This window comes from Streptomyces flavotricini (genome assembly GCF_020639365.1).
Taxonomy (GTDB): Bacteria; Actinomycetota; Actinomycetes; order Streptomycetales; family Streptomycetaceae; genus Streptomyces; species Streptomyces flavotricini.
Window position 1 is genome coordinate 2,825,560 of sequence record NZ_JAINUL010000001.1, and the last position, 16,874, is coordinate 2,842,433.

The window sequence follows — 16,874 nt, forward strand, 5'->3', positions numbered from 1 at the left end:
GGAGGCGGGCAGGCTGGACGCGGGCAGGCGGGGCCGGGCTCAGCCCCCGCCCGGGAGCCGGCCGCCCGAACGCCCCCGGCGGTAGGCGCCCGGGGGGACGCCCACGATGCGGGTGAAGTGGCGGTTCAGGTGGGGCTGGTCGGTGAAGCCGACGGCGACGGCCGCCTCCGCGGGCGCCGTCCCCGCGTCCAGCAGCGCCCGGGCCCGCCGGACCCGGGCGTCGGTCAGCCAGGTGTGCGGCGGCATCCCGTACGTCTCCCGGAAGGCCCGCAGCAGGGCGAAGGGGCTGGTCCCCAGTTCCGCGGCGAGCTGTTCCAGCGAGGGGGGCCGCGCCATCCGCTCCTGGAGCACCGCCCGAGCCGCCGCGGCGTCGACCGCTCCGGCGCTGCGGACCGTACGGGCGGGCAGCGGCCCGGCGTGCCGGGTCAGCATCCGCGCGACCGCACCGCGCAGCAGCGTGTCGGCGGCCAGCGCGTTGCCCTCCTCTGCGGCCCGGTGCACCTCGGTGATCACGTACGAGGTCTGCGGGTCGGCGACCGAGTCGGCCGTGAAGCCCGGGGTCCCGCGCAGGCTGCCTATCTCCGCGGCCACCTCCGCGATCAGCTCCCGGGAGGGGTAGAGGGTGGCGTACGCCCAGCCCTCCGGGACCCCGGCGCGCGCGGTGTGCGGCACCTCGGGGTTGATCAGGACCACGCTGCCCGGCCCGGCCCGCAGGGTGCCGCCGGGCAGGCCGACCTCCTCGATGCCGCCGGTGACGGCCGCGATGACGTACCCGTCGTGGGTGTGGCGCGGGAAGGTGTGGCGTACGTAGTGGGCGCGCAGCAGGTCCAGGCCGGGCAGCTGCGCGTACCGCCAGTGCCGGGCCCACTCCCGCTCGGCCGCCTCGCCCGCCCCGTGCGTCCCGTGCACCCCGTCCGTCATGTCTCCATTCTGCGCTCCGCCCGCTGCGGCGGCCCGCCCCGTACGGGTGTCTGCCCAGGTCCGGGCCGTTGTCAGTGGCCGGGTGCAGGATGGGGGCATGGCCGGCTCCGCGCTCGATGCGTTCTCCCCCGCGACCCGCTCCTGGTTCACGGGGGCCTTCGCCTCGCCCACCACCGCGCAGGAGGGCGCCTGGCGCGCCATCCGGGAGGGCTCCGACGTGCTCGTCGTGGCGCCGACCGGCTCCGGCAAGACCCTGGCCGCCTTCCTCGCCGCCCTCGACCAGCTGGCGTCCACCCCGCCGCCGGCCGAGCCGAAGAAGCGCTGCCGGGTGCTGTACGTGTCCCCGCTGAAGGCCCTCGCGGTGGACGTCGAGCGGAACCTGCGCAGCCCGCTGACGGGGATCCGCCAGGAGTCCGTCCGCCTGGGCCTGCCCGAGCCGGAGATCCGGGTCGGGATCCGCTCGGGGGACACCCCGCCGGCGGAGCGGCGGGCGCTGGCCACCCGGCCGCCGGACATCCTGATCACCACGCCCGAGTCGCTGTTCCTGATGCTGACATCGGCGACGCGCGACGCACTGGCCGGGATCGAGACGGTGATCCTGGACGAGGTGCACGCGGTCGCGGGGACCAAGCGCGGGGCGCACCTGGCCCTGTCCCTGGAGCGGCTGGACGAGCTGCTGCCCCGCCCGGCCCGCAGGATCGGGCTGTCGGCGACGGTCCGGCCGGTGGACGAGGTGGCGCGGTACCTCGCGCCGCGCGGCAAGGCCGAGATCGTGCAGCCGCCCTCGGCCAAGGAGTTCGACCTGTCGGTGGTCGTCCCGGTGCAGGACATGGGCGAGTTGGGAGGATCGCCGGCCACCGAGGGGCAGGAGGGTGGGGACAAACCCTCGATCTGGCCGCATGTGGAGGAGCGCATCGCGGATCTGGTGCAGGCCCACCGCTCCACGATCGTGTTCGCCAATTCCCGCCGCCTCGCCGAGCGGCTGTGCAACCGGCTGAACGAGATCGCGTACGAGCGCGCCATGGGCGAGAAGCTGCCCGACGGCTCGCCGCCGGCCGAGATCATGGCCCAGTCGGGGGCCGCCCTGGGAGCCCCGCCGCTGCTGGCGCGGGCGCACCACGGCTCGGTCTCCAAGGAGCAGCGGGCGCTGGTGGAGGAGGACCTGAAGGCGGGACGGCTGCCCGCCGTGGTCGCCACCTCCAGTCTGGAACTGGGCATCGACATGGGCGCGGTGGACCTGGTGGTGCAGGTGGAGTCCCCGCCCTCGGTGGCCTCGGGGCTCCAGCGCGTGGGCCGGGCCGGGCACCAGGTGGGCGCGGTCTCCACGGGAGTGGTGTTCCCCAAGTACCGCGGGGACCTGGTCCAGGCGGCCGTGGTCACCGAGCGGATGCGCACCGGGTCGATCGAGTCGCTGCGCATCCCGTCGAACCCGCTGGACGTGCTCGCGCAGCAGCTGGTCGCGATGACCGCGATGGACACCTGGCAGCTGGACGAGCTGCTGGCGCTCGTGCGGCGGGCGGCGCCGTTCGCGGCCCTGCCGGAGTCGGCGTTCACCGCGGTGCTCGACATGCTGGCGGGCCGGTATCCGTCCGACGCGTTCGCCGAGCTCAGACCGCGGGTCGTCTGGGACCGGGTGGCGGGGACGATCACCGGCCGGCCGGGGGCGCAGCGCCTCGCCGTCACCTCCGGCGGCACCATCCCCGACCGGGGTCTCTTCGGGGTGTTCCTCGCGGGCGCGGACCCGAAGAAGGGCGGCGGCCGGGTCGGCGAGCTCGACGAGGAGATGGTCTACGAGTCCCGCGTGGGGGACGTGTTCACGCTGGGCACCACCTCCTGGCGCATCGAGGACATCACCCGCGACCGGGTCCTGGTCTCCCCCGCCCCCGGGGTTCCCGGCCGGCTGCCGTTCTGGAAGGGCGACCAGCTGGGCCGCCCCCTCGAACTGGGCCGCGCGGTCGGTGCGTTCCTGCGCGAGCTCGGAGGCCTGACCGAGGAGGACGCCCGGCTGCGCCTGGTGGCTGCCGGGCTCGACGCCTGGGCCGCGGAGAACGTCCTCGCGTACCTCGCGGAGCAGCGCGAGGCCTGCGGCCACGTCCCCGACGACCGGACCATCGTGGTCGAGCGGTTCCGCGACGAGCTCGGCGACTGGCGGGTCGTGGTCCACTCCCCCTTCGGTGCCCAGGTGCACGCTCCCTGGGCGCTCGCCCTCGGCGCCCGCCTCGCCGAGAAGTACGGCATGGACGCGCAGGTCATGCACGCGGACGACGGGATCGTGCTGCGGCTGCCGGACGCGGACCTGCTGTCGATGGACCTGCTGGACCACGATCCGGCGCACACCGCCTCCTTCGAGTTCGATGACGAACAGGCCCCGCTGGGCGCCGCGGACGTCGCCTTCGACCACGGCGAGATCAACCAGATCGTCACCGACCAGGTCGGCGGCTCCGCCCTGTTCGCCTCCCGGTTCCGCGAGTGCGCGGCGCGCGCCCTGCTGCTGCCGCGCCGCAGCCCCGGCAAGCGGACCCCGCTGTGGCAGCAGCGCCAGCGAGCTTCCCAACTGCTCCAGGTGGCATCCGAGTTCGGATCCTTCCCGATCGTGCTGGAAGCCGTACGGGAGTGCCTGCAGGACGTCTTCGACGTGCCGGGCCTGACGGAGCTGATGGGGGACATCGAGGCGCGCCGCGTCCGCCTGGTCGAGGTCACCACCGCCGAACCGTCCCCGTTCGCCCGGTCGCTGCTGTTCGGGTACGTCGCCCAGTTCCTGTACGAGGGGGACTCGCCGCTCGCCGAGCGCAGGGCGGCCGCACTGTCGCTGGACTCGCGCCTGCTGGCGGAGCTGCTGGGCCAGGCGGAGCTGCGCGAACTGCTCGACGCGCAGGTGCTGGAGGAGCTGGAGCGCGAGCTCCAGTGGCTGACGGAGGACCGGCGGGCCAGGGACGCCGAGTCCGTCGCCGACCTGCTGCGCCTGCTCGGCCCTCTGACCACCGCCGAACTGGCCGAGCGCGGCGCCGACGCGGCCTGGCCGAAGGCCCTGGCCGAGGCCCGCCGGGCCATCGCGGTCCGGATCGGCGGCGCGGACCACTGGGCGGCGATCGAGGACGCGGGCCGACTGCGCGACGCACTGGGCACGGCCCTCCCGGTCGGGGTCCCCGAGGCGTTCACCGAGCCGGTCAAGGACCCGCTCGGGGATCTCCTGGCCCGGTACGCACGCACCCACGGGCCGTTCACCACGACCGCCGCCGCCACCCGCTTCGGCCTGGGCACTGCGGTGACCGAGGGCGCCCTGCAGCGGCTCGCGGCGGCGGGCCGCGTGGTGCAGGGCGAGTTCCACCCGGCCGGCATCGGCCAGGAGTGGTGCGACGCGACCGTGCTGCGCAGGCTGCGCCGCCGCTCCCTGGCGGCGCTGCGCCAGGAGCTGGAGCCCGTCCCGCCGACCTCCCTGGCCACCTTCCTGCCGCAGTGGCAGCACCTGGGCGGCGCCCTGCGCGGCGTCGACGGCCTGGCCCGGGCGATCGAGCAGCTCCAGGGCGCCCCGGTGCCCGCTTCGGCGCTGGAGCGGCTGATCCTCCCCTCCCGGGTCTCGGGGTACTCCCCGACCCTGCTGGACGAGCTCACCACCACCGGCGAGGTGGTCTGGGCGGGCGCCGGGGCCCTGCCCGGCAAGGACGGCTGGGTCTCGCTCTACCTGGCGGACGCCGCCCCGCTGCTGCTGCCCCCGCCGCACCCGCTGGAGCTGACGCCCCTTCACCAGTCGGTCCTCGACACCCTGTCCGGCGGGTACGGGCTGTTCTTCCGCCAGCTCGCGGAGTCGGTGCGCGCCAAGTGGTCCGAGGCCACCGACCTCGAACTGTCCGAGGCCGTCTGGGACCTGGCCTGGTCGGGCCGGCTGACCAATGACACGCTCTCCCCGCTGCGCTCCCTGCTCGGCTCGGGCCGTACGGCGGGCGCCACCGCCCACCGGGCCCGGCGCACGGTCCCGCGCGGCCGGTACGGGACGCTCGCCGCGCAGGTGTCCCGCCCGGGCCCGCCCACGGTCTCGGGCCGCTGGTCGCTGCTGCCCACCCGGGCTCCCGACCCCACCCACCGGGCGCACGCACTGGCCCGGACCCTGTTGGACCGGCACGGGGTGGTGACGCGCGGCGCGGTGGCCGCCGAGGGCGTGGAGGGCGGCTTCAGCGCGGTGTACCGGGTCCTGTCGGCCTTCGAGGACAGTGGGCAGGCCCGGCGCGGCTACGTGGTGGAGGGCCTGGGCGCGGCCCAGTTCGCGATGGACGGCGCGGTGGACCGGCTGCGGTCGGCCGAGCGGAATCCGCCCCCGCTGGCGGCGGTGGTCCTGGCCGCGGCCGACCCGGCGAACGCGTACGGGGCGGCCCTGCCCTGGCCGGAGCCCCCGGCCGGGGCCACCCACAAGCCGGGCCGCAAGGCGGGCTCGCTGGTGGTCCTGGTCGACGGCGAGCTCACCCTGTACCTGGAGCGCGGCGGCAAGACGCTGCTGGCCTGGCCCCCGGCCGAGGACCCGCGGCTCGCGGCGGCCACCGCGGCCCTGGCGGCGGCCTCCCGGATCGGCGCGCTCCCGGCGCTCACGGTGGAACGGATCAACGCCGCCCCGGCGTTGACCTCCCCGCTGGGCCCGGCCCTGGAGGCGGCCGGCTTCCACGCCACTCCGCGGGGGCTGCGCATGCGCTCGTGAATCCGACGGCCGAATCCGACATTCCAGTCTCGACCATCGCGCTTATGTTCCGCTTATGTCTTGAGCACGTCACGAAGCGCCCCTGGACTGGCGACCCCGCCCTTTTCTGGACTATCAAGATCACCGCAGGCATCAAGCGTGACGATGCCACGTCAAAAGATCACACTCATGGGGGACCAGAAAAGTGAGCACCAACACCATGCGGCGAGCGGCAACGGGCGTCATCGGTCTGGCGGTTGCCGGAACACTGACCCTCACCGGCTGCAAGAACGGCAACGAGGAGGTCGCCCCCGCGCAGTCGAGCGCTCCGGCAGCACAGCCGAGCCAGGGCGGCCAGGACTCCGCGCAGCCCGGCACTCCGGCCAGCCCCTCCACCGGCGGCGGCCAGGCCCCCGCGGGCGCGGCGGGCCAGGCGAAGCCCGGCCAGACCTTCAAGATCGGCGAGACGGCGCAGATCCCGTTCAGCTACGGCAGCACCAAGGGCGGCACCCTCGCCCTCACCGTCACCGCCGTCGAGCAGGGCCAGCCGGCCGACCTCGACTCGCTCAAGCTGGGCGACAAGGTCAAGGGGATGATCCCCTACTACGTCCGCTACACGGTCAAGAACATCGGCACCGTGGACCTCTCGTACGCCTCCGTGGGCCACATCAAGGGCATCCTCCCGGACGGCTCCGAGGCCCAGGGCGTCTCCGTCATCGGCAAGTTCGAGAAGTGCAAGGACGAGACGCTGCCGAAGGGCTTCACCAACGGCCAGACCCAGACCAGCTGCGCCATCGCCCTGGCCCCGTCCGCCCAGACGAAGGTGGTCGGCGCCGAGTACTGGGGCGACCCGTACAACAACCTGAGCGACGGCAAGGGCCTCTTCTGGAAGTAGCGGCACGGGAACCGGCAGCGGCCACCGCCGCGCCCTCCCCTGCCGGACGACCGGGCCCCCGCCCGCGCCACCGCGCGGGCGGGGCTCCCGCCGTCCCGGCCCGGTCGCGCGACAATGGCGCCATGCCCGAAGGAGACAGCGTCTGGCGCGCCGCGGCCCGGCTGGACGCCGCCCTGGCCGGCCACGAGCTGACCCGCAGCGACCTGCGCGTCCCCCGCTTCGCCACCGCCGACCTGACCGGCCGCACCACCCTCGGCGTCACCCCGCGCGGCAAACACCTCCTCGCCCGTTTCGAGGGCGGCCTGACCCTCCACACCCACCTGGGCATGGACGGCTCGTGGCGGGTCTTCGCCGCGCGGGAGAAGTGGCACGGCGGCCCGGCGTACGAGATCCGCGCCGTCCTCGGCACGGCCGGGCACACGGCCGTCGGCTACCGCCTCCCCGTCGTCGAACTGCTCCGCACCTGCGAGGAGGACCGGGCCGTCGGCCACCTGGGCCCCGACCTCCTCGGCCCCGACTGGGACGCGGGGGAGGCCGCCGCCAACCTCCTCGCCGCTCCCCGGCGCCCGCTCGGCGAGGCCCTGCTCGACCAGCGCAACCTGGCCGGCATCGGCAACATCTACAAGTCCGAGCTCTGCTTCCTCGCCCAGGTCACCCCCTGGACCCCGGTCGGCGACCTCCCCGACCCCGGGACCACCGCCGTCCGCCTGGCCGGCGCCGCCCACCGTCTGCTGCGCGCCAACACCGGCGACCGGGCGGTCCGCAACACCACCGGCAGCCGCCGCCCCGGCCAGGAGCTCTTCGTGTACGGCCGCGCCCGCCGCCCCTGCCTGCGCTGCGGCACCCCCGTCCGCGAAGCCCCGCAGGACGACCGCCCGACGTACTGGTGCCCGCACTGCCAATCCGGCCCGACCCCTCCTGCGCGGCCGCCTGGTTGACGGTCCGTCAGATCCGGTCGTACCGTCCCGGCATGCCCACACCCAGAGCCCCGTACGACCTCACCGGCCGGACCGCCCTGATCACCGGCGCCGCCAGCGGCATAGGCCGCGCCACCGCCGTTCTCCTCGCCGAGGCGGGCGCCTCCGTGCACTGCGCGGACCGCGACGGGCGGGGCCTCGCCGAGACCGCCGACCTCGTCGCCAAGGCCGGCGGGTCCGCCACCGTCCACCCCCTCGACGTCACCGACCGGGCCGCCCTGCGGGCCGCCGTGGCCGCCGCCGGAACCCTCGACATCGCCGCCGCCATCGCCGGGATCATGCACACCAGCAGCGTTCTGGAGACTTCCGACGAGGACCTCGACCGGGTCCTGGACATCAACTTCAAGGGGATCCTGCGCACCTGTCAGGAGGCCGCGCGGGCCATGATCGCGGCCGGCCGTCCGGGATCGATCATCACGATGGCCTCCGGCGCCGTGGACGCCGCCCAGCCCGGCCTGCTCTGCTACAGCGCCGCCAAGGCCGCCGTCGTCCAGCTCACCAAGACCCTCGCCACGGAGGCCGGGCCCCACGGGATCCGCGTCAACGCCGTCGCCCCGGGGTGGATCCGCACGCCCATGACGGGCCGGCACAGTCCCGAGGTCCGGGAGCAGACCGAGGCCGCGATGGTCCGGATGTCCCCCCTGCGCCGCGTGGGCGAGCCCGAGGACATCGCCCAGGCCGTGCTCTACCTCGCCTCGGACGCCTCGTCCTTCATGACGGGCCAGATCCTCCGCCCGAACGGCGGAGTGTCGATGCCCTGGTGAGCCCCTCATCACCCGGCACCGCGCCTCCCGGCCCGGCCACCGCCCCGTCGAACGGCTCCGCCACCGCCCCGTCGAACGGCCCCGCCGCCCGCCGGGCCCTGCGTACGGGCCCCGGCGTGCAGTGCACCGGCAGCAGCCCCAGCCCCCAGCCGCCCACGGCGACCGCGCCCTCCACCGGACCCGACTCGCCCGGCGCCAGAGCCAGCCGCAGCACCGCCCACCACCACAGCGCACCCATCGCCACCGCGAGGGCCACCATCGGGGATATGCCCAGTACCGGAGGTATCCGCAGTAACCGCCGCACGGCTGCCTCCCGGGATCAGGGCCGCGATCCGGACTCGTCCGGATTCCCCATCCTCCCGTACACCCCCGGGCCGCGCACCCAGAACGGCGCGGAGCCCCGGCCGGTGCGTCACGCACCGGCCGGGGCTCCGGCCACGCTCATTTCTTCACAGCTCGCGCATCGATCTCACGCGGCTACGACATTCACCGCTTCCGCGGGCGCCTTGATGGTCACCCGCTCCGGCCCGCCCGTGACCGAAGCCACGGAGACCGAATTGAGCATCGGGCGGACCGGCACCGTGACCGGTTCGCTTGCCGCGGCCGACTGCGCCAGCTCAGCCAGCGACAGCTCGTCGCTGACCTCGCGCATCAGCTCGGACATCCGTACGTCCAACGCGTCGCAGATCGCGGAGAGCAGCTCGGAGGATGCCTCCTTCTGCCCCCGCTCCACCTCGGAAAGATAGCCGAGAGAAACTCGGGCGGACGAGGAGACTTCGCGCAGAGTACGGCCCTGGCGCTGGCGCTGCCGACGCAGCACGTCACCCAGCAGGCGACGGAGCAGAATCATCGGTGGCTCCCTCCTCTGACCGTGTAGCCGCATCCTTCACGCCCCACCGTACCGCCTCGCGCCGCGGCCGTGCGGGGAGCTATGTCGTGTTCACTCAGGGCTGCAAACATCAAATCCCCCCGTTCTGTTCCGTATCCTGCCCCCGCGCATTCTCGCGGAGTTCGCTCGAGAGCAGTTCGAGCACTGTCCGTGCACTCTCCCTACGAATTTCCGCACGGGAGCCGTTCAACCTCAGCGGGACGGTTTTCCTGCCCCGCGGACCCGCCACGGCGATGAAGACGGTGCCCACCGGCTGCCCGTCCTGCGGGTCGGGACCGGCCACTCCGGTGGTCGCGATCCCCCACGATGCACCCAGCACGCGCCGTACGCCGGCCGCCATCTCGGCCGCTACCTGCGCGTTCACCGCGCCTTCGGCGGCCAGCAGCCCGGCGTCCACCCCCAGGACGCGGTGCTTCAGCTCGGTGGCGTACGCCGTGACCGAACCGCGGAAGGAGCGGGAGGCCCCGGCGATGCCCGTGAGCTCCGCTGCCACCATGCCGCCGGTCAGCGACTCGGCGACGGCGAGGGTCTGGTCACTCTCCGCAAGGAGGCGCAGCACCTCCGCGGCGACTGCTGCGGTGGCCCCGGTCTCCGCCGCCGGTTCCGCGGCGCCCGAAGGCGCCCCACCGACCACCGGAGATTCCCCCGCCGGGTATGTCACCTTGCGGCCCGCTCCGCTTCCAGACCCTGGCGCCGCAGCACCACGGCCTGACGGATGTAATCCAAACCGGTGACGACGGTCAGCACGACGGCGGCCGCCATCACCCAGAAGCGCAGGCTCGCCAGCGGCCCGGTCAGCGCCAGGACGTACATGCCCACCGCCGTCCCCTGGACCAGGGTCTTGAGCTTGCCGCCCCGGCTGGCGGGAATCACTCCGTACCTGATGACCCAGAAACGCATGAGCGTGATCCCGAGTTCCCGCCCGAGGATCACTGCGGTCACCCACCAGGGCAGGTCGCCCAGCCAGGAGAGACAGATCAACGCCGACCCCATGATCGCCTTGTCGGCGATGGGGTCGGCGATCTTCCCGAAGTCCGTGACCAGGTTGTACGTACGGGCCAGGTGCCCGTCGAAGATGTCCGTGATCATGGCGACGGCGAACGCGGCCCAGGCCCACGCGCGCCACACCGGGTCGTACCCGCCGTCGGCGAGGAGGAGCAGGACGAATCCCGGCACCAGGACGAGCCGGATCATCGTCAGGATGTTCGCGATGTTCCACAGGCTGGCCTGATTGACCGCCGCGGCCCCCAGCTTCGCGCCGGGCGCGGGCCGGCGGCCGGTCCCGCCCGCCGCAGATGCCGGGACTCCGGTCATCCGGCCGCCTCCTCGTCGAGGTGCAGGGGCTCGGCCACCAGGTCCACGCCCAGCGTGCCGACCACCTTCGCCGTCACGATACGGCCGGGCACCAGGCCCGTGCTGTCCGTGAAGACGACCTGGCCGTCCGTCTCGGGCGCCTGGTGCGCGGCCCGCCCGTAGGCGCCGTCACCGTCCTCGTCCACCGCTTCCACGGACTCGACGAGTACCTCCAGGGTCTCCCCGATCCGCTCCTCGGCGCGCTGCGAGGTGAGCTCCTCGGCGAGCCGCTGCATGTGCGCGAGCCGCTCGGCGATCGTTTCCTCGTCCAGCTTGTTCTCGTACGTGACGGCCTCGGTGCCGTCCTCGTCGGAGTAGCCGAAGACACCGATCGCGTCGAGCCGTGCGTGGGTGAGGAAGCGCTCCAGCTCCTTGAAGTCGGCCTCCGTCTCACCGGGGAAGCCGACGATGAAGTTGGACCGGACGCCGGCCTGCGGGGCCTTGCTGCGGATGGTGTCCAGCAGCTCCAGGAACCGGTCCGTGTCGCCGAAGCGGCGCATGGCCCGCAGCACGTCGGGGGCCGAGTGCTGGAAGGACAGGTCGAAGTACGGCACGACCTTGGGGGTCGAGGTCAGTACGTCGATCAGGCCGGGCCGCATCTCGGCCGGCTGGAGGTAGCTGACGCGGACGCGCTCGATGCCGTCCACCGCGGCCAGCTCGGGCAGCAGGGTCTCCAGCAGGCGGATGTCGCCGAGGTCCTTGCCGTACGAGGTGTTGTTCTCGGAGACCAGCATGACCTCCTTGACGCCCTGCTCGGCGAGCCAGCGCGTCTCGCCCAGCACATCGCTGGGGCGGCGCGAGATGAAGGAGCCGCGGAAGGACGGGATGGCGCAGAACGAGCAGCGCCGGTCGCAGCCGGAGGCCAGCTTGACCGAGGCGACCGGGCTCTTGTCCAGGCGGCGGCGCAGCGGGGCGCGCGGCCCGGAGGCGGGAGCGACTCCGTCCGGGAGGTCGGCGGGGGCCTCGGCCGGCTCCTCGGCGGGCGCCGACTGGGCGTGGCCGGGCAGCGCCACCGCGCTCTCCTGGCGGTCCGCGGGGCTGATCGGCAGCAGCTTGCGCCGGTCACGCGGGGTGTGGGAGGCGTGGATGCCGCCGTTGAGGATGGTCTGGAGGCGGTCGGAGATGTCGGCGTAGTCGTCGAAGCCGAGCACGCCGTCGGCCTCGGGGAGCGCCTCGGCGAGCTCCTTGCCGTAGCGCTCGGCCATGCAGCCGACGGCGACGACGGCCTGGGTCTTGCCGTGATCCTTGAGATCGTTGGCTTCGAGCAGGGCGTCTACGGAGTCCTTTTTGGCGGCTTCGACGAAGCCGCAGGTGTTGACGACGGCTACGTCCGCATCGGCGGCGTCCTCGACGAGCTCCCAGCCATCCGCCGCCAAGCGGCCTGCGAGCTCCTCCGAGTCCACCTCGTTACGGGCGCAGCCAAGAGTGACAAGGGCGACGGTACGGCGTTCGGGCATGGACTCAAGACTACTTTGTCCAGACGGCGGCCCCCGCCCCAAGTCCCGGTAAACCAAGATCCCCGGGGTGCGGCGCAGCACCCCGGGGACCCGGAATCACGGATTCAGCGCTGTATCAGCCCGCCTGGGCCGCCCCCTGGCGGGGGTCGTCCTTGGTGTATGTGAGGCGTTCCACCTGACCCGGCTGGAAGTCGTCCTTGATCTCCTTGCCGTTCACGAAGAGCTTCACGACCCCGGCGTCGCCGAGGACGAGGTCGATGGACTCCTTGTCCGTGAAGGTCTTGGACTCGCCCGGGGCCAGCGTCCCGTCGAACAGCAGGCGGCCGCTGTGGTCCTTCGCGGAGATCCAGCTCTCGCCGTCGTTGGCCGTCAGGACGACCGTGACGAGGTCCTTGGGCGCGGCGGCGATCGCGCTGTCCGAGGGCTCCGGCTTGGGGGCCTTCGGCTGCTGCGGCTGGGCTGCCGGCTTGCCGGCCGACTGCTTGGGCGCGGCCTGCGGGGCGGCGGAGGCGTCCGCCACCGGCCGCTTGTCCTTCGCGTCGCCGCCGCTGAAGGCGGTGAAGCCCACGAAGCCGATCACGGCGACGATGGCGGCGACCATGGCCGCGGTCCAGTTGGGCCGCTGCCGCTCGGGACGGATGCGCTCGGCGTCGAACATCGGCGCGGCGGGCGTGGGTGCCGGCCGGCCGCCGTGGGCCGCGTCGTACGCGTCGACCAGGGGGTCCGGATCGATGTGGACGGCGCGGGCGAGCGTGCGGATGTGACCGCGGGCGTAGACGTCGCCGCCGCACCGCGTGAAATCGTCAGCTTCGATCGCGTGCACGATCGGGATGCGCACACGGGTGGTGGAACTGACCTCGTCGACAGTGAGCCCGGCGGCGATCCGGGCCTTCTTCAGGACCGTCCCGATGGACGGCCCTTCGGCCTTGCGTTCGATGATGCGGTCCTCGGACCGGTCGTCGGTCGAAGGACGCTCATCTTCGGGGGAGTTGGAGTTGCCGATGGACACGAGGGCGCCTTTCGAGCGTGTAGCCACCTGCTGGATGTCCAGTCTAGGGGGGTGACGAAAGGGTGGAGCAACCGGAGGGCGGACTTCCTACGCCATTCGAATGGCAAACCGAACAGTGTGGGAAGTCGGAGTGCTGTGGCGGCCCCGCAGCGGACACGGAGGCGCCACCTCCCTCAACTTGACGCGGCCCCAAGGGAAACGGTTGCCCGCCCGCGAATCACGGTTGGGTATCTCCCCGGATGACGGCCAGGACCCCGTCCAGCTCGTCCGCCTTGACCAGGACGTCGCGCGCTTTCGAACCTTCGCTCGGGCCGACGATCGCGCGCGACTCCATCAGGTCCATGAGCCGGCCGGCCTTCGCGAAGCCCACCCGCAGCTTGCGCTGGAGCATCGAGGTGGACCCGAACTGGGTGGAGACCACCAGCTCGGCCGCCTGGCACAGCAGGTCCAGGTCGTCGCCGATCTCCTCGTCGATCTCCTTCTTCTGCTTCTGCCCGACCGTGACGTCGTCCCGGAAGACGGGCGCCATCTGGTCCTTGCAGTGCTGCACGATCCCGGCGATCTCGTCCTCGGTGACGAACGCGCCCTGGAGGCGGACCGGCTTGTTCGCCCCCATCGGCAGGAACAGCCCGTCGCCCTTGCCGATCAGCTTCTCGGCGCCCGGCTGGTCCAGGATGACCCGGCTGTCGGCGAGCGAGGAGGTGGCGAACGCGAGCCGTGAGGGCACGTTCGCCTTGATCAGGCCGGTGACCACGTCCACCGAGGGCCGCTGGGTGGCGAGCACCAGGTGGATGCCGGCCGCGCGGGCCAGCTGGGTGATGCGGACGATCGAGTCCTCGACGTCGCGCGGGGCCACCATCATCAGGTCGGCGAGCTCGTCGACGATCACCAGCAGGTACGGGTACGGGCTGAGCTCCCGCTCGCTGCCCGGCGGCAGTTTGATCTTGCCGTCCCGGATGGCCTGGTTGAAGTCGTCGATGTGCCGGTAGCCGAAGGCGGCCAGGTCGTCGTAGCGCAGGTCCATCTCGCGCACGACCCACTGGAGCGCCTCGGCGGCCCGCTTGGGATTGGTGATGATCGGCGTGATCAGGTGCGGGATGCCCTCGTACGCCGTCAGCTCGACGCGCTTGGGGTCCACGAGCACCATCCGGACGTCCTCCGGGGTGGCCCGCACCATCACCGAGGTGATGAGGCAGTTGATGCAGGAGGACTTTCCGGAGCCGGTGGCGCCGGCGACGAGCACGTGCGGCATCTTCGCGAGGTTGGCCATGACGTAGCCGCCCTCGACGTCCTTGCCGAGCGCCACCAGCATCGGGTGGTCGTCCTCGGCCGCGTCCGCCAGCCGGAGCACGTCGCCCAGGTTGACCATCTCCCGGTCGGTGTTCGGGATCTCGATGCCGACGGCCGACTTGCCCGGGATCGGGCTGATGATCCGGACGTCCGGCGAGGCCACGGCGTACGCGATGTTCTTGGCCAGCGCCGTGATCCGCTCGACCTTGACCGCCGCGCCGAGCGTGACCTCGTACCGGGTGACCGTCGGGCCCCGGGTGAAGCCGGTGACCTGCGCGTCGACCTTGAACTCGGAGAACACGTTGGTCAGCGAGGCCACGACCGCGTCGTTGGCGGCGCTGCGGGTCTTGCCCGGCCCGCCCTTCTCCAGCAGATCGAGCGAGGGCAGGGCGTACGTGATGTCCCCGCGGAGCTGGAGCTGCTCGGCGCGGGGCGGCAGCGGCTGGGACGGCGGCGGGGCCTTGGTGAGGTCCGGGACGGACAGGGTCCCGGAAGCGGCGGCGGTGGTGTCGTGCGGCGGACCGGCCGGCTCCGCAACGGGCTCCGGCTCCGGGTCCGCGGCCTTGGGCCGCTCCGCCCGCGCGGGCGGCACCGGAGTGGTGGTCTCCGCCCCCTCGCGCTCCACCGAGATGCCGTGCGTCAGGTCGGCCACCAGCGGGGAGGGCGGCATCCCGCCGTAGACCACCCCGTCCAGCGCGGCGGCGGCCGCCGCGGCCACGTCGACGGCGTCCATCCCGCGCTCGGCGGCCGGCCGGGACGGGGTCCGGCGCGGGCGCCGCCGCCGGGCGAGCGCCTGCTCCTCGGCGGCGTCGGCGGAACCGGCGGGGCCGGCGGAATCCGTGGGCGCACCCGGACCGGCGGCCCCCGACCGGGCCCGCCACTGCTCGGCGTCGTGCCGGTCGGCGGGGGCGCCGCCCTCCCCGTACCCCTCGTCGTACTCGTTCGGGGCGATGATCCCCAGCCGGATCCCCAGCCGCCGCAGCCGCTGCGGGATCGCGTTCACCGGGGTGGCGGTCACCACGAGCAGCCCGAAGATCGTGAGCAGCACCAGCATCGGCACGGCCAGCGGCGCGCCCATGGTGAAGATCAGCGGCTTCGAGGCGCCCCAGCCGATCAGCCCGCCCGCGTTCTGCATGGCGGTGGTGCCCTCGTCGCGGCCGGGCGCCCCGCAGGCGATGTGCACGAGGCCGAGGACGCCGATGACGAGCGCGGAGAGGCCGACGCCGATCCGGCCGTTGGCGTCGGGCTGCTCGGGATGGCGGATGAAACGTACCGCCATGACGCCGAGCAGGATCGGCACGAGCAGATCCAGTCGTCCGAAGGCGCCGGTGACCAGCATCGTGACCAGATCCCCGACGGGACCGCTCAGGTTCGACCAGGTGCCGGCGGCGACGATCAGCGCCAGGGCGAGCAACAGCAGCGCGACGCCGTCCTTGCGATGGGCCGGGTCGAGGTTCTTGGCCCCCTGCCCGACTCCGCGGAAGACCGCGCCGACCGCGTGCGCGCAGCCCAGCCACACGGCGCGCACCAGCCGCACCACTCCCCCGGTGGGGGACGGCGCGGGCTTGGGCGGCGCCTTCTTGGCGGGGGCGCGCCGGGGCGCCGCGGTCTTCTTCGCCGCGGACCCGCGCGGGGCGGCCGCCTTCTTCGCCGGCGCCGTCGTCCGGCCGGTGCGGCCCTTCGCGGTGCCCGCTGTGCTCTGGGAACCCTTGCCGGACGTACGTGAGGCCATGGGGCCGAGGTTACCGGTGCGCGCGCCGGTGGACACGCGTGCCCACCCCTTCACCCGTTCGTGTCGCGTGCCGTGTCAGTGCTTTGACGCACCGCCAGGCACGGCACCCGCGCGAACGGGCCGGTGTTCGGCCGCCGGACAGGCTCAGTTCTGCGCGGGCAGCACCGGCGCTCCTCCGCCGGTCCCGGGCTCCAGCGCGTCGAGCGCCCGCCGCAGTCCGGTGAGCTTGCGCTCCAGGTGGGCCGCGGTCGCCACGACCGCCGCGTCGGCCGATTCCTCGCCGAGCTGCTTGGTCAGCGCCTCGGCCTGCTCCTCGACCGCCGCGAGCCGCGCGGAGAGCTCGGCCAGCAGGCCGGCCGTCTCCTTGCTGCCGTCGCCGTTGGAGCCGCCGCCCTCCAGCTGGAGGCGCAGCAGTGCCGCCTGCTCCCGCAGCTGGCAGTTCTTCGTGTACAGCTCCACGAACACCGACACCTTGGCCCGCAGCACCCACGGGTCGAAGGGCTTGGAGATGTAGTCCACCGCCCCGGCGGCGTAGCCGCGGAACGTGTGGTGCGGACCGTGGTTGATCGCGGTGAGGAAGATGATCGGGATGTCCCGGGTCCGCTCTCGCCGCTTGATGTGCGCGGCGGTCTCGAATCCGTCCATCCCGGGCATCTGCACATCCAGCAGGATGACCGCGAAATCGTCTGTCAGCAGCGCCTTGAGCGCTTCCTCCCCCGACGACGCCCGGACCAGTGTCTGATCGAGCGCGGAGAGGATGGCCTCCAGCGCCAGCAGATTCTCCGGCCGGTCGTCGACCAGGAGGATCTTGGCCTTCTGCACCATGCCCTGTCCTCCTCGCCCCGGCATGGGGCCTCCCCGGCTCCTGGCACCGGCCTGTACGCCGGGCCCCGCCCCAGAAGAGGACGGCATCCTTGCGCC

13 protein-coding genes are annotated in these 16,874 nt (G+C 73.2%); 4 read left to right on the forward strand and 9 right to left on the reverse strand.

Features of this window, described 5'->3' with window-relative positions:
- Positions 1-39: 39 nt before the first annotated feature.
- Entirely contained in the window at positions 40-921 is an 882-nt protein-coding gene (locus K7B10_RS12495) for a helix-turn-helix transcriptional regulator (RefSeq protein ID WP_229336169.1), read from the reverse strand.
- A 97-nt stretch (positions 922-1,018) separates the two neighbouring features.
- Here K7B10_RS12495 and K7B10_RS12500 point away from each other — a divergent pair, with 97 nt between their 5' ends.
- From K7B10_RS12500 to K7B10_RS12515, 4 genes are all read left to right on the forward strand, one after another.
- Entirely contained in the window at positions 1,019-5,608 is a 4,590-nt protein-coding gene (locus K7B10_RS12500; protein ID WP_229336170.1) for an ATP-dependent helicase, read from the forward strand.
- A gap of 184 nt (positions 5,609-5,792) precedes the next feature.
- Positions 5,793-6,482, forward strand: a complete 690-nt coding sequence (locus tag K7B10_RS12505; protein ID WP_229336171.1) for a hypothetical protein — start codon at positions 5,793-5,795, stop codon at positions 6,480-6,482.
- A gap of 122 nt (positions 6,483-6,604) precedes the next feature.
- The gene (locus K7B10_RS12510; RefSeq protein WP_229336172.1) at positions 6,605-7,420 is read left to right on the forward strand and encodes an Fpg/Nei family DNA glycosylase; all 816 of its coding nucleotides are present in this window, start codon (positions 6,605-6,607) and stop codon (positions 7,418-7,420) included.
- 32 nt (positions 7,421-7,452) lie between these two features.
- The gene (locus K7B10_RS12515; protein ID WP_229336173.1) at positions 7,453-8,223 is read left to right on the forward strand and encodes an SDR family NAD(P)-dependent oxidoreductase; all 771 of its coding nucleotides are present in this window, start codon (positions 7,453-7,455) and stop codon (positions 8,221-8,223) included.
- Here K7B10_RS12515 and K7B10_RS12520 read toward each other — a convergent pair.
- The 8 genes from K7B10_RS12520 to K7B10_RS12555 all read right to left on the reverse strand — a co-directional run bounded on the left by K7B10_RS12520 (position 8,171) and on the right by K7B10_RS12555 (position 16,778).
- Positions 8,171-8,527: a hypothetical protein gene (locus tag K7B10_RS12520; RefSeq protein WP_372481401.1), complete on the reverse strand. Its 357-nt coding sequence runs from the start codon at positions 8,525-8,527 to the stop codon at positions 8,171-8,173. The genes K7B10_RS12515 and K7B10_RS12520 overlap by 53 nt on opposite strands.
- 165 nt (positions 8,528-8,692) lie before the next feature.
- Positions 8,693-9,073 carry a helix-turn-helix domain-containing protein gene (locus K7B10_RS12525; RefSeq protein ID WP_048477521.1) on the reverse strand — a complete coding sequence of 127 codons (381 nt, stop codon included), beginning with the start codon at positions 9,071-9,073 and terminating at the stop codon, positions 8,693-8,695.
- A gap of 109 nt (positions 9,074-9,182) precedes the next feature.
- On the reverse strand, positions 9,183-9,671 hold the full coding sequence (locus K7B10_RS12530; protein ID WP_229344975.1) for a CinA family protein: 489 nt from the start codon (positions 9,669-9,671) through the stop codon (positions 9,183-9,185).
- Positions 9,672-9,769: 98 nt separating this feature from the next.
- Entirely contained in the window at positions 9,770-10,426 is a 657-nt protein-coding gene (gene pgsA / locus K7B10_RS12535) for a CDP-diacylglycerol--glycerol-3-phosphate 3-phosphatidyltransferase (RefSeq protein ID WP_229336174.1), read from the reverse strand.
- Positions 10,423-11,922, reverse strand: a complete 1,500-nt coding sequence (gene rimO / locus K7B10_RS12540; RefSeq protein WP_229336175.1) for a 30S ribosomal protein S12 methylthiotransferase RimO — start codon at positions 11,920-11,922, stop codon at positions 10,423-10,425. Before rimO ends, pgsA begins: the two co-directional genes overlap by 4 nt.
- 115 nt (positions 11,923-12,037) lie before the next feature.
- Positions 12,038-12,931: a helix-turn-helix domain-containing protein gene (locus K7B10_RS12545; protein WP_229336176.1), complete on the reverse strand. Its 894-nt coding sequence runs from the start codon at positions 12,929-12,931 to the stop codon at positions 12,038-12,040.
- 217 nt (positions 12,932-13,148) lie between these two features.
- Positions 13,149-15,953 carry a DNA translocase FtsK gene (locus K7B10_RS12550; protein ID WP_229336177.1) on the reverse strand — a complete coding sequence of 935 codons (2,805 nt, stop codon included), beginning with the start codon at positions 15,951-15,953 and terminating at the stop codon, positions 13,149-13,151.
- Between the two features lie 144 nt (positions 15,954-16,097).
- Entirely contained in the window at positions 16,098-16,778 is a 681-nt protein-coding gene (locus tag K7B10_RS12555; RefSeq protein WP_229336178.1) for a response regulator, read from the reverse strand.
- Positions 16,779-16,874: the final 96 nt, after the last annotated feature.

What these genes read in the sequence shown, in the direction of transcription:
- K7B10_RS12495 (WP_229336169.1), bottom strand. Translation starts at nt 921, where the DNA reads ATGACGGACGGGGTGCACGGGACGCACGGGGCGGGCGAGGCGGCCGAG.
- K7B10_RS12500 (WP_229336170.1), top strand. Translation starts at nt 1,019, where the DNA reads ATGGCCGGCTCCGCGCTCGATGCGTTCTCCCCCGCGACCCGCTCCTGG.
- K7B10_RS12510 (WP_229336172.1), top strand. Translation starts at nt 6,605, where the DNA reads ATGCCCGAAGGAGACAGCGTCTGGCGCGCCGCGGCCCGGCTGGACGCC.
- K7B10_RS12515 (WP_229336173.1), top strand. Translation starts at nt 7,453, where the DNA reads ATGCCCACACCCAGAGCCCCGTACGACCTCACCGGCCGGACCGCCCTG.
- K7B10_RS12525 (WP_048477521.1), bottom strand. Translation starts at nt 9,073, where the DNA reads ATGATTCTGCTCCGTCGCCTGCTGGGTGACGTGCTGCGTCGGCAGCGC.
- pgsA (WP_229336174.1), bottom strand. Translation starts at nt 10,426, where the DNA reads ATGACCGGAGTCCCGGCATCTGCGGCGGGCGGGACCGGCCGCCGGCCC.
- rimO (WP_229336175.1), bottom strand. Translation starts at nt 11,922, where the DNA reads ATGCCCGAACGCCGTACCGTCGCCCTTGTCACTCTTGGCTGCGCCCGT.
- K7B10_RS12550 (WP_229336177.1), bottom strand. Translation starts at nt 15,953, where the DNA reads ATGGCCTCACGTACGTCCGGCAAGGGTTCCCAGAGCACAGCGGGCACC.
- K7B10_RS12555 (WP_229336178.1), bottom strand. Translation starts at nt 16,778, where the DNA reads ATGGTGCAGAAGGCCAAGATCCTCCTGGTCGACGACCGGCCGGAGAAT.